Raw genomic sequence first — 15575 nt, 5'->3', positions numbered from 1 at the left:
GCCCGTCACAGTTCGGAGTTGGAATGGATCTCTTGACCGAGTTCGTGGGCACCCTGGGAACCTGGGTGTGGTACGTGGTGTTCGCCGTCCTCGTCGGGGTGGGCCTCTACCTCACCGTGCGCACCGGCGTGGTGCAGCTGCGGCTCGTCCCGGAGATGTTCCGGGTGCTCGCCGACAAGCCCGGCATGGCCGAGGACGGCAAGAAGGGCATCTCCTCCTTCCGCGCGTTCACGGTCTCGGCCGCGGCCCGGGTCGGCACCGGCAACATCGCCGGCGTGGCCATCGCGATCAGCCTCGGCGGCCCCGGCGCCGTCTTCTGGATGTGGGTGATCGCGGGCATCGGCGCGGCCAGCGCCTTCGTGGAGTCCCTGCTCGGCCAGCTCTACAAGATCAAGGCCCCCGCCGGCTACGTGGGCGGACCGGCCTTCTACATGGAGCGCGGCATCGGCGCGCGGTGGATGGGGCTGCTGTTCGCGGTCGTCATCACCCTCACCTACGGCTTCGTGTTCAACTCCGTGCAGTCCAACTCCATCGTCGATGCCCTGGGCGGGTCCTTCGGCATCGACATCACCGCCGCGGACGCCCTCTGGTTCCGCATCCTCGTCGGCGCCGTGCTGGTCGGGCTCACCGCCGCGATCATCTTCGGCGGCATCCGCCGCATCTCCGCGGTCTCCGAGATCGTCGTGCCGGTCATGGCGGTGCTCTACATCTTCCTCGGCCTGCTCGTGGTGGTCCTGAACATCGGCGAGGTCCCGGTCGTGCTCGGCCAGATCCTGTCGGGTGCCTTCGGCGTCCGGGAGTTCGTCACCGGCGGCCTGATCGGAGTCATCATCCAGGGCATGAAGCGCGGCCTGTTCTCCAACGAGGCCGGCATGGGATCGGCCCCCAACGCCGGGGCGACCGCCTCGATCTCGCACCCGGCCAAGCAGGGCTTCGTCCAGGCGCTGGGCGTGTACTTCGACACCTGGATCATCTGCTCGATCACCGCGTTCATCGTCCTGCTCTCGAACCCCGAGTTCGGCGGCCGGGAGGGCGCGTCCCTCACCCAGTCCGCGCTCGCCCTCCAGCTGGGCAACTGGGCGGTGCACTTCCTGACCGTGGCGATCTTCCTCTTCGCGTTCACCTCGGTGATCGGCAACTACTACTACGGCGAGTCCAACATCCGCTTCCTCAGCGGCTCGAGGGCCGTCATGGCGGGCTACCGCGTGCTGGTGCTGGTCTTCGTCTTCGCCGGTGCCGTGCTCGCGCTGGACCTCGTCTGGTCCCTCGCCGACCTGTTCATGGCCTTCATGGCCACGATCAACCTCGTGGCCCTGGTGCTGCTGGCCGGGGTGGCCGTGCGGGTGCTCAAGAACTACGAGGCCCAGCGCAGGCAGGGGCTGGAGCCGGTGTTCCACAGCGGCGACGTCCCCGGGCTGTCCGGGCTCGGGGCGTGGGACGGCACCGACGTGGTGACCACCCGCGCGTACTGGGACGACCTGGCGGCCCAGCGCGTCCGCTGAGCCGATCCACCGAGCCGATCCGCTGAGCCTGTCCGGCGCGGATGCACCGCATGGTGCCGTCCGCGCCGGACGCTCTACAGTGACAGCATGGAATCTCGAACCCAGATGACCGCCGCGGAACTCCGACAGCTCCAGGCGCCGCTCAAGGACCGCTACCGGGCGGAGCCCGAGGCGGCCCGCACGCCCCTGCACTCCCACGGGGACTTCCGGGACCCCGGCCTGACCTGCACGGTGGACACCTGGGCCGGCCCCGTGCGCGGCGGCCCGCACGCCGCCACCGGCGGCGACGGCAGCGACGCCTGCTCCGGGGACATGCTCCTCGACGCGCTCCTGGCCTGCGCCGGGGTGACGCTGCGCAGCGTCGCCACCGCCATGGGCGTGGAGGTGCGCTCGGCCGAGCTGACCGCCGACGGCATGTTCGACGCCCGCGGCACCCTGGGCGTCGACCGCTCCGTGCCCGTCGGCGTCCAGGACGTCGTGGTCACCGCCCGGGTGGACGCCGACCTCGACGACACCGCCCTGGAGCGCCTCGCGCGCGCCACGGAGCGGTACTGCGTGGTGAGCCAGAGCCTGAAGGCCGACGTGACGTTCGTCCTCGAGCGCGTGTAGCGACCCGCCCCTCGGGACGGCGACGGCCCCGGAAGCACCAGGCTTCCGGGGCCGTCGCGCGTCCCGGGACAGGAGGTCCCGGGACGGGACCTGTCAGGACAGGACCTGACGCTTCGCCGAGATGACCCCGGTGTTGAAGCCGGCCAGGTGGAGGCCGCCGTGGAAGCGGGCGTGCTCGATCTTCAGGCAGCGGTCCATCACCACGTCGAGCCCTCCCTCCTCGGCGATCCGGGCGGCCTCCTCGTGCCAGGAGCCCAGCTGCAGCCACAGGGTCTTCGCGCCGACGGCCACGGCGTCGCGCGCCACGCCGGGCAGGTCGTCGTGGCGCCGGAAGGCGTCGACGAGGTCGGGGGTCTCCGGCAGGTCCGCCAGGGACGGATAGACGGGCCGGCCCATGATCTCCCGCAGCACCGGGTTGACGAAGTACACCCGGTACGGCGAGGAGGACAGCAGGTAGGTGGCGACGAAGTAGGAGGCGCGGGAGGGCTTGTCGGAGGCCCCCACGATGGCGATCGACTCCGTGCCGCGCAGCAGGTTCAGCCGCTCGGGGGCGCTGGGGCCCTGCCAGGTGCGGGTCTCGGCGGTCATCGGAGTGCTCCTTCGACGGTCGGGGCGGACGTCCGGGCGAGCCCGGTGGCCGCGGAGAGGGCCTGGTCGAGGTCCCAGAGGATGTCCTCGGCGTCCTCGATGCCCACGGAGATGCGGATGAGGTCCTCGGACACCCCGCCCACCTCCAGCTGCTCGGGACTGAGCTGCTGGTGCGTGGTGGAGGCCGGGTGCAGCACGAGGGTGCGGGCGTCGCCGATGTTGGCGAGGTGGCTGGCCAGCTGCAGGTTCTCGATGAACCGCTCGCCGACCTGCCGCCCGGTGAGCTCGCCGGTGGCCGTCACGCCGAACGAGAAGACGGAGCCCACGCCCAGCGGCAGGTACTTCCGGGCCCGCTCGTGGTGGGGGTGGCCGGGCAGCCCCGCGTAGTTGACGTAGGAGACCCGCGGGTCCTCCGCCAGCCACTGCGCCACCGCCGCGGCGTTGGCCAGGTGGGCGTCCATCCGCTGCGGCAGCGTCTCGACGCCCTGCAGCAGGTTCCACGCCGACTGCGGGGACAGCGCCGGGCCGATGTCCCGCAGCTGCTCCGAGCGCAGCTTGGTCAGGAAGCCGTACTCGCCGAAGTTCTCCCACCAGGAGACGTTGTTGTAGGAGGGGACGGGCTCGGTCATGGACGGGAAGTTCCCGTTGCCCCAGTCGAAGCGCCCGGACTCGACGACGACGCCGCCCAGCGTGGTGCCGTGGCCGCCCAGGAACTTGGTGGCCGAGTGGATGACGATGTCCGCGCCGTGCTCCATCGGACGGATCAGGTACGGCGGGGTCATCGTGGCGTCCACCACGAGCGGGATGCCGGCGACGTGGGCCACGGCCGCCAGGCCCTCGAGATCGGCGACCTCCCCGGAGGGGTTCGCGACGACCTCGGTGTAGACGGCCTTGGTGTTCGGCCGCAGCGCCGCCCGGTAGTCCTCCGGGTCCGTGCCGTGCACGAACGTGGTGTCCACGCCGAAGCGGCGCAGCGTGACGTCGAGCTGGGTGACGGTCCCGCCGTAGAGCTGCCCGGCCGCCACGAGGTGGTCGCCCGCCTGGGCGAGCGCGGCGAAGGTCAGGAACTCGGCGGCCATCCCGGAGGCGGTGGCCACGGCGCCGATGCCGCCCTCCAGGGAGGCGATGCGCTCCTCGAACGCGGCGACGGTGGGGTTGCCGATGCGGGAGTAGATGTTGCCGTACTTCTGCAGGGCGAACAGGTTGGCGGCGTCGTCGGCGTCCTTGAAGACGAACGAGCTGGTCTGGTAGATCGGGACCGCGCGGGCGCCGTGCTCGGCGTCGGGGGTGCCCCCGGCGTGCAGGGCGCGGGTGCGGAACCCGAACTGGTGGTCGGCCATGGGAAGGACTCCTCGTGCGAGTGGTGCCGCTGGTCGGTCCCGGGCGGAGAGGTGTCCCGGCGGGGGTGCCGGGAGTGCGCTGCTCCATCGGTCCTGGCGGTAGCACCGTGCGGTCTGCGACGTCGACCACGGTTGCTGCGGCGTCGTCGATCCAGGTCTCTCGGCCGCTCGGGATGGCTGCCCTCCATTCTGCGGCTCCGGGTGCCGGAGCGCCAGCCGGGCCCCGGGGAGGCCCCGGCGGGCTATGCTCGGCACCAGTCGTGGAGCGCAGCCGCCTCCGCGGTCCCGACGACGCTGCGGAGGAATCCTGTGACCGGCACACGGCAGTACACCATCGACGTCATCGCCGGCGACGGCATCGGCCAGGAGGTCATGCCGGCCGCGCTGCGCTGCGTCGACGCCCTGGCGGGCGCGCACGGCTTCACCGTGCGCTGGCGCGAGCGGGACTGGGGCTCGGACCACTACCGGGCGCACGGGAGGATGATGCCGGCCGACGGCATCGAGCAGCTGGCCTCCGGGGACGGCGTCCTGCTCGGCGCGATCGGCGACCCGGACATCCCCGACGACGTGACCCTGTGGGGGCTGCTGATCCCGATCCGCCGGGAGTTCCACCAGTACGTCAACCTCCGGCCGATCCGGATCCTGCCCGGCGTCACCTCGCCGCTGCGCGGGCTCGACGAGCTGGACCTGGTCGTCGTCCGCGAGAACATCGAGGGGGAGTACTCGGAGGTCGGCGGCCGCATCTACCGGGGCCGGCCCGAGGAGATGGCTGTCCAGGAGTCCGTGTTCACCCGGGCGGGGGTGACCCGGATCGCCCGCTACGCGGCCGAGCTGGCCCAGGGGCGCTCCGGCCGGCTCATCTCGGCGACGAAGTCCAACGGGATCATCCACACCATGCCGTTCTGGGACGAGGTCGTGGAGGCCACGGTCGCCGAGCACCCGGGCGTGACGGTCGAGAAGGTGCTCATCGACGCGCTGGCCGCCCGGATGGTGCTCAAGCCGCGCAGCGTCGACGTGGTCGTGGCCCCCAACCTCTTCGGCGACATCCTCTCCGACCTCGCGGCCGGGGTCGCGGGCTCCATCGGGGTGGCGCCCAGCGCCAACCTGAACCCGGAGAAGACCCACCCGTCCATGTTCGAGCCGGTGCACGGCTCCGCCCCCGACATCGCGGGGCAGGGGATCGCGAACCCGGTGGGCACGATGTGGGCCGCGGCCATGATGCTGGATCACCTGGGCGAGGAGGAGGCGGCCCGGCACCTCGAGTCGGCCTTCGAGCAGGCCATGGCCGGCGGCACCCTGACCGGGGACCTGGGCGGCACGGCGAGCACCGAGGAGTTCACGCAGGCCGTGCTGGCCCGCTGCACCACGGCCCCCCGGGCCTTGACCCCGTAGCCCAGAGTCGTGCGGCCCAGGACCCGCGGACCGGTCCGGCGGAGCCCCCCGCCCGGCGGAACCGGGCCGCGGTCCGGCTCAGATCACCAGGCCCAGAGCGAACGGGCCGATCAGCACCGTGAAGAGCGTGATCAGGATGACGCCCACGATGTTGAGCACGATGCCGCCGCGGACCATCTCGGCGATCTTGACCTGGCCGGTGGCGAAGACGATGGCGTTGGGCGGGGTGCCCACCGGGAGCATGAAGGCGCAGGTGGCCGCCAGCGCCGCCGGGATCAGCAGCGTCATGGGGTCCACCCCGATGCCCACCGCGACCCCGCCCAGGATCGGGATGAACGTGGCCGCGGTGGCGGTGTTGGAGGTGATCTCGGTCAGCAGCAGCACGATCGCGACCACCGCCGCGAGCAGCAGGACGATCGGCAGCGCGCCGAGCCCGCTGACCTGCGCGCCGAACCAGGCGTCGAGCCCGGTGCCGGCCACCGCCGCGGCCAGGGACAGTCCGCCGCCGAAGAGCAGCAGCACCCCCCAGGGCAGGCCCTCCTCGGCGTCGTTCCACTCCAGGGTCATGTTGCCCTGCTTGTCCCCGGGCAGCAGGAAGAGCAGCACGCCGGCGCCGATGGCGACCACCGTGTCGTCGAAGAGCTCCAGCCAGGGCAGCTGCTCGCCGAGCTCGCCGATCCCGGAGAGCAGGCCGGGCACGATCCAGAAGAACGCCGCGGTGACGAACACGGCGAGCACGGTCCTCTCGCCCTTGCTCATGGGGCCCAGGGCGGCGATCTCCTCGTCGATGAGCTCCCGGCCCCCGGGCACCTCGGCCAGGTCGAAGCGGAAGATCACCCGGGTGATGAGCCACCACGCGAGGCCGATGAAGACCACCACGATGGGCACGCCGAGCATCATCCACTGGGCGAAGCCCACGGTGCGGTCCAGCTCGTCGCTGATGTAGCCGGCCACGATCGCGTTGGGCGGGGAGCCCAGCAGGGTGCCGAGGCCGCCGATCGTGGCCGCCCAGGCGATCGCCAGCACCAGGGCCACGCCGAACAGGCGCACGTCGCGGTCGTCGATCACGTCGCTGATGGCCTGACCGGACCGGATGTCCTCGCCCATCGCCGCCGCCTCGGCGCGGGTGGCGCCCTTGCGGCTGTTCTCGACCACCAGCGTGAGCACGGACAGCCCGATGGGCAGCATCATCAGGGTGGTCGCGGTGTTGGAGACCCACATGGACAGGAACGCCGTGGAGATCATCAGGCCCAGGATGATCTGCCGCGGATGGGTGCCGACCCGGCGCAGGGTCAGCAGCGCGATGCGGCGGTGCAGGTTCCACTTCTGCATGGCGATCGCGATCAGGAACCCGCCCAGGAACAGGAACACGATCGGGTTGGCGTAGGGGGCGGTGACCTCGGAGACCTCGAGCGCGGTCAGCACCGGGAACAGCACGATCGGCAGCAGCGAGGTCACCGACAGGGGCATGGACTCGGTCATCCACCACACCGCCATCAGCGTGGCCACCGCACCCACCACCCGGGCGTCGGCGGAGACGTCCGCTCCGCCGAGCAGGAACCACACGACGAGGGCCAGCAGCAGCCCCAGCCCGCGCAGGAGCCATGTGCGGGCCGGTGCCCGGGCGGGCTCGCGGTCCTCCGGCTCGTAGTCGAACTCACCTTGTTCGGGAATGACGCCCGGGGACCGCTCGCTCACGTGCTCCACCTCACACCTCGTCGTGTCGTCCCCGAAACGTAACAGTCCGTCATGGAACGGACAAGGCGTGGTGGGAGCGTCAGCCGTCGTCCGCAGCCCGCCGGGGGAAGCGGTTGCGCAGGTTCTCCCGCGCCACCGCGGAGAGGTTCTCGATCGGCAGCCCGGCCGGGCAGACCTCCACGCAGTCGCCCAGCAGCGAGCACGGGCCGAACTCGTCCTCGGCCGCGGCGAGCACCTTCGCGGAGCGCTCCCGGCGCTCGGCGTCGTTCTTGGCCAGCGGCGGCAGCTCCCGCAGCATGGTGCCCACGAACAGCTGCCCGGAGCCGTTGGGGCAGGAGGAGATGCACGCCCCGCAGCTGATGCAGCCGCCGTTGGCCAGCGCCTTCATCGCCACGGGGAACTTGGCCGCCTTGGCCACCCGGCGCAGCGCCTTCTTGTCCACCGAGAGGTCCTGCTTCACGGGCAGGGACGCCGCCTGCAGCGGCTCGATGCGGACGCGGTCCCCGTCCCGGTAGGCGCCCAGGTGCTGCATGCAGCTGGCCGCGTTGCGCTCGGGGCCGTGCGCCACGCCGTCGACCGTCACCCCGCACTTGCCGCACACGCCCTCGCGGCAGCCGTCGTCGAAGGCGACGGGCTCCTCGCCGGCGTCCGCCCGCTGGGCGTTGATCCGGTCCAGGAGCTCGAGCACGGTCATGTCCGGGCCGGCGTCCGGGACCACGTGGGTCACGAAGTGCCCCGGCTCGTCCGGGGAGGCCTGGCGCCACACGTCCACGGTCAGGGAGAAGGTGCTCACTCGCTCGGATCCTTGTCGTCTGGGGGTCGTCCGGGAAGGGGTCAGCGGACCGCGCGCGTCAGCACGGCCACCGGGATGGTGGTGTTGCCGACGGCCACCGCGGCGCCGAAGGCGTTGGCGCCGATCCGCAGCCGCCGCCGGGTGCGCCGGTCGCTGCCCGCCCCGACGTCGTTGGCGATCTCCGGGATGCCGTGCACCAGGTGCGCGGCCAGCGCGGCCATCGACACGGCGTACGCGACCGCCACGGGCGGGCGGGACAGGCTCGCGACGAGGTTGGCGTAGGCGCTGCCGTGCGCGAAGTCCCGGGACGCCGCGGGACGGGTGCCCGTCGTGAGGTCCAGGACGTGGAAGGCGGTGAACAGGCCCAGCACGCCGCCGGTGCTGCGCATCGAGCGCCGGGCGACCTCCCACGGGGAGCGGCGCCGTTCCCGCGGCCGCCGGGGCCGCCGCGGCAGGAGCGTGCCGTTGGCCCGCCAGGCGCGGGCGGTGAGCATCCCCGCGGCGCCCACGTGCACGACCAGGCTCGCGGTGAGGGCCGCGCGCGCCGCCCAGAGCACGGTGCCGCGAGGCAGCACGGGAGCCCCGGCGGTGCGGAGGAACTCGGCGTAGGCGTTGAACTTCTCCTCGCCCTGGTAGACCTTCAGGTTGCCGAGCATGTGCACCAGCACGTAGCCGGAGAACACGGCGCCGGACCCGGCCATCCCGAGCTTGAGGTCGGTGCTGGACAGCTCGGGGAGCGCGGCGGGGAGGGGGATGCGGGGCAGCTCCGGCAGGAGGCGGCGCCGGGCCGGGGCGGGGGTGGCGGGGGAGGAGCTCACGGTGTTCATCCTAGGAGTCCGACGCGGGGCTGGTCACACGGCTCAACCTGGGGTCATCCGGCTTGACGGCACGGGGCCGGGCACCCCGGGCGGCTCAGCCGCGCGCCGCCAGCACCTCGGCGATGCGCTCGAGCGCCTCCTCGTTCTGCAGGGAGGAGCGGTCGCCGAGCGGCTCGCCCTCCCACAGCTGCGCGAGGAGCCGGCGGGTGATCTTCCCGGAGCGGGTCTTCGGCAGGTCCGGGACCGCCACGACGGCCCGCGGCTTGGCGATCGGGCCGATCTCGTGGGAGACGTGCTCCCGCAGGGCCGCGGTCAGCTCGTCCGCCGGCACCCGCCCGGCCTCGGGCGTCAGCACGACGTACGCGAGCACCGCGTGCCCGGTCAGCTCGTCGCGCACGGGAGCGGCCCCGGCCTCCACGACCCACGGGTGGGTGACGAGGGCCGACTCGATCTCGATGGTCGACAGCCGGTGCCCGGAGACGTTGATGACGTCGTCGACCCGGCCCAGGATGTAGATGTCGCCCTCCTCGTCGTAGCGGGCGCCGTCCCCGGCGAGGAACCAGCCCTGCTCGGCGTAGGCCTGCCAGTAGGAGGACAGGTAGCGCTGCGGGTCGCCCCAGACGGTGCGCGCCATCGACGGCCCGGTCCGGTCGACGACGACGAAGCCCTGCACACCGGGCGGGACCGTCGCCCCGGCCTCGTCGACCACGCGGGTGGAGAGCCCCGGGACGGCTCGGGTGGCGCAGCCGGGCTTGAGGGCGGTGTGCGGGGCGCCGTCGTCGAACGTCCCGGGGGGCGCGAACTGCGGGTCGTGCGGGCGCGGGGACATCACGGTCGCGCCGGTCTCGGACTGCCACCACGTGTCCACGAACGGCACCTCGTCCCGGCCCAGCTGCGCGCGCAGCCAGCGCCAGGCCTCCGGGTTGACCGACTCGCCCACGGAGCCGAGCAGCCGGACGGAGTTGAGGTTGTAGAGCGGGGGGACGCCCTTGGGGAACGCGCCCATGAGCGAGCGGATCAGGGTGGGCGCCGTGTAGTAGGTGGTGACCCCGTAGCGCTCGATCACCTCGAAGTGCCGGCCCCAGTGCGGGGTGTTCGGGGTGCCCTCGTAGATCACCTCGGACACGCCGTTGACCAGCGGGCCGTAGATCTCGTAGGTGTGCGCGGTGACCCAGGCGAGGTCGGCGGTGCACCAGTGCACGGTCGAGTCGACCTTGGCGGGGTCGTTGACGGCGGACAGCTCGTCGGGCCGCAGCCGCCCCTCGTCGTCGCGCACGTCCGGCAGCAGGTCGAAGAGCAGGGCGTGGGTGTAGGCGGCCTGCACCAGGTACCCGCCCATGGTGTGCACCAGGCCCTTGGGGCGGCCGGTGGTGCCGGAGGTGTAGATGATGAACAGCGGGCTCTCCGCGTCGAAGGCCTCGGCCTCGTGCACGTCGGACTGCTCGGCCACCAGCTCGTGCCACCACACGTCGCGCCCGCGCGTCCACGGGACCGCGTCCTCCTCCTTGGAGTGCGTCCCCCGGGTCCCGCGCGGCAGGTCGCTGCGGCCCGGGCGGGAGGTGCGGCGCACCACGACGACGTGCTCGATCGCGTTGTCCCCGCCGCACGCCTCGTCGGCGACGGCCTTGACGGGCACCACGGCCCCGCGCCGGTGCTGCCCGTCCGTGGTCACGAGCACCTTCGCGCCGGTGTCCTCGACGCGGAACCGCAGGGCCTCGGCGGAGAACCCGCCGAAGACCAGCGAGTGCACGGCGCCGATCCGGGCGCAGGCCAGCGTGATGATGACGGTCTCCGGGATCACCGGCAGGTAGACCACCACCCGGTCGCCCTGCTCCACGCCCAGGGCGAGCAGGGCGTTGGCCGCCCGGGACACCTCGCGCTGCAGGTCCGCGTAGGTGTAGACCAGCCGGTCGCCGGGCTCGCCCTCGAAGTACAGGGCCACGTGGGCGCCGCGGCCCGCCTCGACGTGGCGGTCCACGCAGTTGTGCGCCACGTTGAGCGTCCCGCCCTCGAACCACGCCAGCTCCGGGACCGACCAGGTGGGGTTGCCGTCCGCGTCCTGCCCGATCCGCCGCGGGCCCTCGAAGCGGTGCGCCGTGGTCCACGGCTCGGACCAGTCGAGCCGGGAGGCCTGGCCCTCCCAGAAGGCGACGCGCGCGGCGTCGGAGACCAGGGCCGGGTTCGGGGTGGGGGAGAGCGGGTCGCTCCAGCTGGCGTTCACGGTGCTGCGGTCCTTTCCTGGCGGCACGGGCGTGCCCGGTGTGTGCCCACTGTGCCAGACGGGGATGTCAGGCCCATTTCTTCACGGCCCACTTCTCGAACACGCCCAGCAGCGCGTCGGAGAGCTTGCCGAGCACGGCCAGCAGGACGATGGCCAGCAGCAGGCGGTCGGTGCGGCCGTTGTTCTGCGAGTCGGTGAGGAGGAAGCCCAGCCCCATGGACGCGCCCAGCAGCTCCGCGGCCACCAGGAACAGCCACGCCTGGGCCAGCGCCAGGCGCAGCCCCGAGATGACCGAGGGCATGACCGCCGGCAGCTGCACCGTGGTGAGCAGCCGCAACCCGTGCACGCCGAAGGCCCGGGCCGCCTCGAGCAGGTTGCGGTCCACGTGCTGCAGGGCGGCCGAGACGGTGGTGTAGACGGGGAAGAACGCCCCGATCGCCACCAGCGTCACCTTGGAGTCCTCGCCGAGGCCGATCCACAGCAGCAGCAGCGGCACCCACGCCAGCGAGGGTACCGCGCGGAAGGCCCCGATCGTGGGGCCCACGAGCGCGGAGCCCCAGCGGGAGAGCCCGATGAAGGAGCCCGCCGCCAGGCCCAGCCCGGCGCCGACCAGGAAGCCGATGAGCACGCGCTGGGTGGAGATGCCCACGTGCGTCCACAGCTCGCCCCGGGACAGCAGGTCGGCGCCGGCGGTCAGGACCGCCAGCGGGGCGGGCAGCTGGACGGCGCTGAAGGCCCCGGCGGTGGACAGCACGTGCCACAGCACCAGCAGCGCCGCGGGCAGGAGCAGGCCGAGTCCCGCGCGCAGCAGGGGACGGCGGCGGGGCTGCGCGACGGGGGCGGGCGCCGCGCCCGGGTCGTCGGCGCCGACGGCGTCGTCGGTGCGGACGGCGTCCCCGGACGGGCTCAGCGGCGCCGTCACAGCCCGGCCTCCGCGCCCTCGGCGGCCTCGGCCACGCGGGCGGCGTCGGCGCCCTCGGCGTAGGAGCTCTCCACGAGGCCGGCCAGGGCCTCGTCGATCTCCTCCTGGCCGGACACGTCACCGGAGTCCACGAAGATCGGGCCGACCTTCTCGAGCACGGCCAGCTGCTGCTCGCCGGGCACGTGGTCGATGTCCAGGCGGGTCCGTTCGAGCACCTGCTCGGCCACGGACAGCTCGATCCCGGCCGCGTCGGCGAGCAGCTGGGCGGTCTCCTCGGGGTGGGCCAGTGCCCAGTCCCGGGCGTAGGCGTAGACGTCCACCACGGTCTGCGCCGCCTCGGGCTGCTCCTCGAGGAAGGTCTCGTGCGCGTTGAGGAAGCCGTAGGTGTTGAAGTCCACGTTGCGGTAGAACAGCTCGGCGCCGTTCTGCTCCGCGGCGGCCATGATCGGGTCCAGCCCGGACCAGGCGTCCACCTGGCCGTTCTCCAGCGCCGAGCGGCCGTCGGCGTGCTGCAGGTTCTGGATCGTGACGTCGGCCGGGTCCACCCCGCCCTCCTCGAGGGCCTGGAGCAGGAAGAAGTAGGGGTCGGTGCCCTTGGTGGCGGCCACGGTGCGGCCCTCGAGGTCGGCCACCGACCCCACCCCGCTGCCCGGGGTGGTGACGAGCGCGGACCACTCCGGTTGCGAGTACAGGTCGATCACCTTGATCGGGGTGCCGTTGCTGCGGGCCAGCAGCGCCGCGGAGCCGGCGGTGGAGCCGATGTCGACCGCCTCGGCGCGCAGCGCCTCGTTCGCCTTGTTCGAGCCCGCGGACTGCACCCACTCCACCTCGGTGCCCTCCTCGGCGAAGGCGGCCTCGAGCCAGCCCTTCTCCTTGATCACCACGGAGAGCGGGTTGTAGGTGGCCCAGTCGACCGTGACCTTCTCGGCCGCCTGTGCCTCGCCGGAGCCCTCACCCGAGCCCTCCCCGGCCATGCACCCGGTCAGGGACAGGGTCAGGACGGCGGCGAGGGCGGGGACCGTGCGGGCGGGGCGCGGGGACAGCGGCATGGTGGGGCCTTTCGTGGTGGGGTGGGCGTGCCGGGCGGACCCGGCGCGGCGCAGGGCCGCGCCGCGCCCGGGGGGAGCGGGGCGGGATCAGCGGGTCGCGGGGTGGTGGGCGTCGACGCCCAGGTGGCCGAGCAGCTGCACCCGCAGCTCGGCGAGGACCTCGGAGGCCCGGTCGCGGGGACGGTCGCCGGGCACGGAGAGCACCGTGCTGATCGAGGCGGGGGCGGTCGGGCCGGTGCGGCCCAGGACCACGATCCGGTCGGCCAGCTGCAGGGCCTCGTCGACGTCGTGGGTCACCAGCAGGACGGTGGTCGGCTGCGCGGCGTGGACGGTGAGCAGGAGGTCCTGCATCCGCAGCCGGGTCAGGGCGTCGAGGGCGCCGAAGGGCTCGTCGAGCAGCAGCACGCCGGGGTTGCGGGCCAGCGCCCGGGCCAGCGACGCGCGCTGGGCCATGCCGCCCGAGATCGCCCGGGGACGGTGGTGGGCGTGGGCGGTCAGCCCGACCAGGTGCAGCAGGTCGTCGATCACGGCGTCGGCCTCGGCCCGGCCCAGCCCGGAGGGCAGCCCCAGGCGGACGTTCTCGCGCACGGAGCGCCACGGCAGCAGCCGCGGCTCCTGGAAGGCGACGGCGCAGCGCGGGTCGATCCCGGAGACCGGGGTGCCGTCGATGAGCACCCGGCCGGCCGAGGCGGTGTCGAGGCCGGCGGCGGCCCGCAGCAGCGTGGACTTGCCGCAGCCCGAGGGCCCCAGGATCGCCAGGACCTCCCCGGGCCGGGCCGTGACGTCGACGTCGTGCAGGACGTGGTGGTCGTACCCGCCGGACGGGAAGGCCTTGCCGACGTGCTCGAAGGCCACCGAGCAGGCGCGCTTCGCGGTGGCCGGTGCGGCAGTGGTGGACGGTGCAGAGCCCAGCAGAGACGTGCCCATGATCAACTCCATCGGTCCTGGCATTAGCACCTCGCACGGGGATCGGACGGATCCGTGCCGGTTGCTGCGACGTCGACGAGCCAGGTCTCTCAGCCGCTCCGGATGGTTACCGCCCCATTGAACGTGCTCCGCGGGCCGCCTGGCAAATCGCTCCGCGGGCCGTCATGGTCGAAAACGGTGGCACGCCGCGCCCTCGTGCCGCACCATGGACCCATGACGAGCCGGAACACCCCGACCCGGGCGGACCTGGTCCGCGACGCCTGCACGGCGTTCGCGGCGGTCCTGGACGGGCTCGGGGACGACGACTCCTGGGCTCCCACCGGCTGCCGCGGGTGGTCGGTGCGGGACCTCGCCCACCACTGCGCCGCGGATGCGGTGCGCGGTCTGGTCGCCCTGCACACGCCCACCACGGCCCGCCCGGATCGGGACGCCGCGACCTACTGGGCGGACCGGGGGGTGGACCCCGCGGCCGCGGCCGAGGACCGGCGCCGCACCCGGGCGGCGGCGAGCCTGTACCCGGACTGGGAGGAGCTGCGGGGGCACTACCGGGAGTCGGCGCGGGCGCTGGTGCACGCGGCGGAGCGCTGCCGGCCCGGCGGGACGGTCCGCACCCAGGGCCACGTGCTCCGGGTCGACGACCTCCTGAGCACCCTGGCCGTGGAGGCCACGGTGCACCACCTGGACCTCATCGAGCACCTGGAGGGCTGCCCGGGGCCGGCGGTGGACGGGCTCGCCGAGGTCCGCCGGGTCCTCATCGACCTGTGGGAGCGGGAGCCGCCCGAGCACTGGAGCGACGAGCACTTCGCCCGGGTGGGCACCGGCCGCGCGGCCCTGCCCGCCCAGGACCGCGCGCACCTGGGCCCCGAAGCCGACCTGTTCCCGCTCTTCTCCTGACCCATCCCTCCTGCCCTCCCGCCGGGATCGCACGTGTCGGCGACCCGTGCGCGGTGGCCGGGACGTGCAACCTCGGGACATGGTGGGGATGCGTGCGGGACGTGGGCGGCGGGTTCGTGCCAGGGTGGGGGCATGAGCCGCAACGACCCAGCCGTGATCGACCGCCTGATGACACAGTCCGGACGGTGGGCCGTGGTGGGGCTGACCGGGAACACGGCCCGGCCCGCGCACTCGGTCGCCAAGCGCATCCGGGACGACCTCGGCATGACGATCGTCCCGGTCAACCCGAAGGGCGAGGTGGTGCACGGTGAGCCCGGCTTCCGCACGCTCGCCGAGGTCCCGGGGCGGATCGACGTGGTGGACTGCTTCGTCAACTCCCGCCGCGTCGGGGCCGTCGTGGACCAGGCCATCGCCGCCGGCGCCAGCGCCGTGTGGCTGCAGCTGGGCGTCGTGGACCACGCGGCGGCGGACCGCGCCGCTGCCGCGGGACTCGACGTGGTGATGGACACGTGCCCGCTGATCGAGCTCGGGGCGCGGCTGCGGCGCGGCTGGACGCTGGACCCGCGGCGCTCGCCGCCGCTCGCCCCGCCGGCCTGACTCCTCCCGCGGTCCTTCCGCGAGTTTCCGTGATCCTCCCGTGCACCGGGTGGACGAGGGGTTGCCCCGTGTGCGGGGGGAGCCGCTAAGCTGGTCCGCGACGACGATGACGAGTCCCGACGCGAAGCTCTGGCTGGTCGGGCGGCAACCCTCTCCCGTAGCGGGGTGCCCCAGATGAACATCGGGCCGCGGCGCACTCGCCCCGTGGCAAGTACGGCGCCCACG

At 73.2% G+C, this 15575-nt stretch carries 14 protein-coding genes and 3 riboswitches; of the genes, 5 read left to right on the top strand and 9 right to left on the bottom strand.

Annotation, left to right across the window (positions count from 1 at the left end; all coding sequences use genetic code 11):
- Positions 1 to 23 precede the first annotated feature (23 nt).
- A complete protein-coding gene (locus GMA12_RS15805; protein WP_156270463.1) occupies positions 24 to 1502 on the top strand; it encodes an alanine/glycine:cation symporter family protein in 1479 nt (492 codons plus the stop codon).
- An 87-nt stretch (positions 1503 to 1589) separates the two neighbouring features.
- Positions 1590 to 2111: an OsmC family protein gene (locus tag GMA12_RS15800; protein ID WP_206064715.1), complete on the top strand. Its 522-nt coding sequence runs from the start codon at positions 1590 to 1592 to the stop codon at positions 2109 to 2111.
- A gap of 93 nt (positions 2112 to 2204) precedes the next feature.
- On the opposite strand, the gene GMA12_RS15795 is transcribed toward GMA12_RS15800, so the two are convergent.
- Positions 2205 to 2699 (bottom strand): CoA-binding protein, encoded by a 495-nt coding sequence (locus tag GMA12_RS15795; protein ID WP_156270462.1) that lies wholly within the window; start codon positions 2697 to 2699, stop codon positions 2205 to 2207.
- Positions 2696 to 4039: an O-acetylhomoserine aminocarboxypropyltransferase/cysteine synthase family protein gene (locus GMA12_RS15790; protein WP_156270461.1), complete on the bottom strand. Its 1344-nt coding sequence runs from the start codon at positions 4037 to 4039 to the stop codon at positions 2696 to 2698. Before GMA12_RS15790 ends, GMA12_RS15795 begins: the two co-directional genes overlap by 4 nt.
- An 81-nt stretch (positions 4040 to 4120) precedes the next feature.
- A riboswitch (SAM riboswitch) is annotated at positions 4121 to 4219 on the bottom strand.
- A 129-nt stretch (positions 4220 to 4348) separates the two neighbouring features.
- On the opposite strand from GMA12_RS15790, the gene GMA12_RS15785 reads away from it, so the two are divergent.
- The gene (locus GMA12_RS15785; RefSeq protein WP_162459955.1) at positions 4349 to 5431 is read left to right on the top strand and encodes a tartrate dehydrogenase; all 1083 of its coding nucleotides are present in this window, start codon (positions 4349 to 4351) and stop codon (positions 5429 to 5431) included.
- Between the two features lie 78 nt (positions 5432 to 5509).
- Here GMA12_RS15785 and GMA12_RS15780 read toward each other — a convergent pair whose 3' ends face one another.
- The 7 genes from GMA12_RS15780 to GMA12_RS15750 form a co-directional block, all read right to left on the bottom strand.
- Entirely contained in the window at positions 5510 to 7129 is a 1620-nt protein-coding gene (locus GMA12_RS15780) for an SLC13 family permease (protein WP_162459954.1), read from the bottom strand.
- A gap of 79 nt (positions 7130 to 7208) precedes the next feature.
- On the bottom strand, positions 7209 to 7922 hold the full coding sequence (locus GMA12_RS15775) for a 2Fe-2S iron-sulfur cluster-binding protein (RefSeq protein ID WP_162459953.1): 714 nt from the start codon (positions 7920 to 7922) through the stop codon (positions 7209 to 7211).
- A gap of 41 nt (positions 7923 to 7963) precedes the next feature.
- The gene (locus tag GMA12_RS15770; protein WP_156270459.1) at positions 7964 to 8749 is read right to left on the bottom strand and encodes a succinate dehydrogenase cytochrome b subunit; all 786 of its coding nucleotides are present in this window, start codon (positions 8747 to 8749) and stop codon (positions 7964 to 7966) included.
- Between the two features lie 85 nt (positions 8750 to 8834).
- Positions 8835 to 10961, bottom strand: a complete 2127-nt coding sequence (locus GMA12_RS15765) for an AMP-binding protein (RefSeq protein WP_162459952.1) — start codon at positions 10959 to 10961, stop codon at positions 8835 to 8837.
- Positions 10962 to 11028: 67 nt separating this feature from the next.
- Positions 11029 to 11883 carry an ABC transporter permease gene (locus tag GMA12_RS15760; RefSeq protein ID WP_162459951.1) on the bottom strand — a complete coding sequence of 285 codons (855 nt, stop codon included), beginning with the start codon at positions 11881 to 11883 and terminating at the stop codon, positions 11029 to 11031.
- Positions 11880 to 12932 (bottom strand): aliphatic sulfonate ABC transporter substrate-binding protein, encoded by a 1053-nt coding sequence (locus tag GMA12_RS15755; RefSeq protein WP_156270458.1) that lies wholly within the window; start codon positions 12930 to 12932, stop codon positions 11880 to 11882. The genes GMA12_RS15760 and GMA12_RS15755 overlap by 4 nt, the downstream gene beginning before the upstream one ends.
- Before the next feature lie 87 nt (positions 12933 to 13019).
- On the bottom strand, positions 13020 to 13859 hold the full coding sequence (locus GMA12_RS15750; RefSeq protein ID WP_156270457.1) for an ABC transporter ATP-binding protein: 840 nt from the start codon (positions 13857 to 13859) through the stop codon (positions 13020 to 13022).
- A gap of 5 nt (positions 13860 to 13864) precedes the next feature.
- A riboswitch (SAM riboswitch) is annotated at positions 13865 to 13968 on the bottom strand.
- A gap of 104 nt (positions 13969 to 14072) precedes the next feature.
- Here GMA12_RS15750 and GMA12_RS15745 point away from each other — a divergent pair.
- Positions 14073 to 14753 (top strand): maleylpyruvate isomerase N-terminal domain-containing protein, encoded by a 681-nt coding sequence (locus tag GMA12_RS15745; RefSeq protein WP_156270456.1) that lies wholly within the window; start codon positions 14073 to 14075, stop codon positions 14751 to 14753.
- A gap of 132 nt (positions 14754 to 14885) precedes the next feature.
- Positions 14886 to 15350 (top strand): CoA-binding protein, encoded by a 465-nt coding sequence (locus GMA12_RS15740; protein ID WP_156270455.1) that lies wholly within the window; start codon positions 14886 to 14888, stop codon positions 15348 to 15350.
- 105 nt (positions 15351 to 15455) lie between these two features.
- Positions 15456 to 15570, top strand: a riboswitch (SAM riboswitch).
- Positions 15571 to 15575: the final 5 nt, after the last annotated feature.

The organism is Kocuria sediminis (assembly GCF_009735315.1).
Classification (GTDB): Bacteria; Actinomycetota; Actinomycetes; order Actinomycetales; family Micrococcaceae; genus Kocuria; species Kocuria turfanensis.
This window is presented reverse-complemented; position numbering and strand designations above follow the sequence as displayed.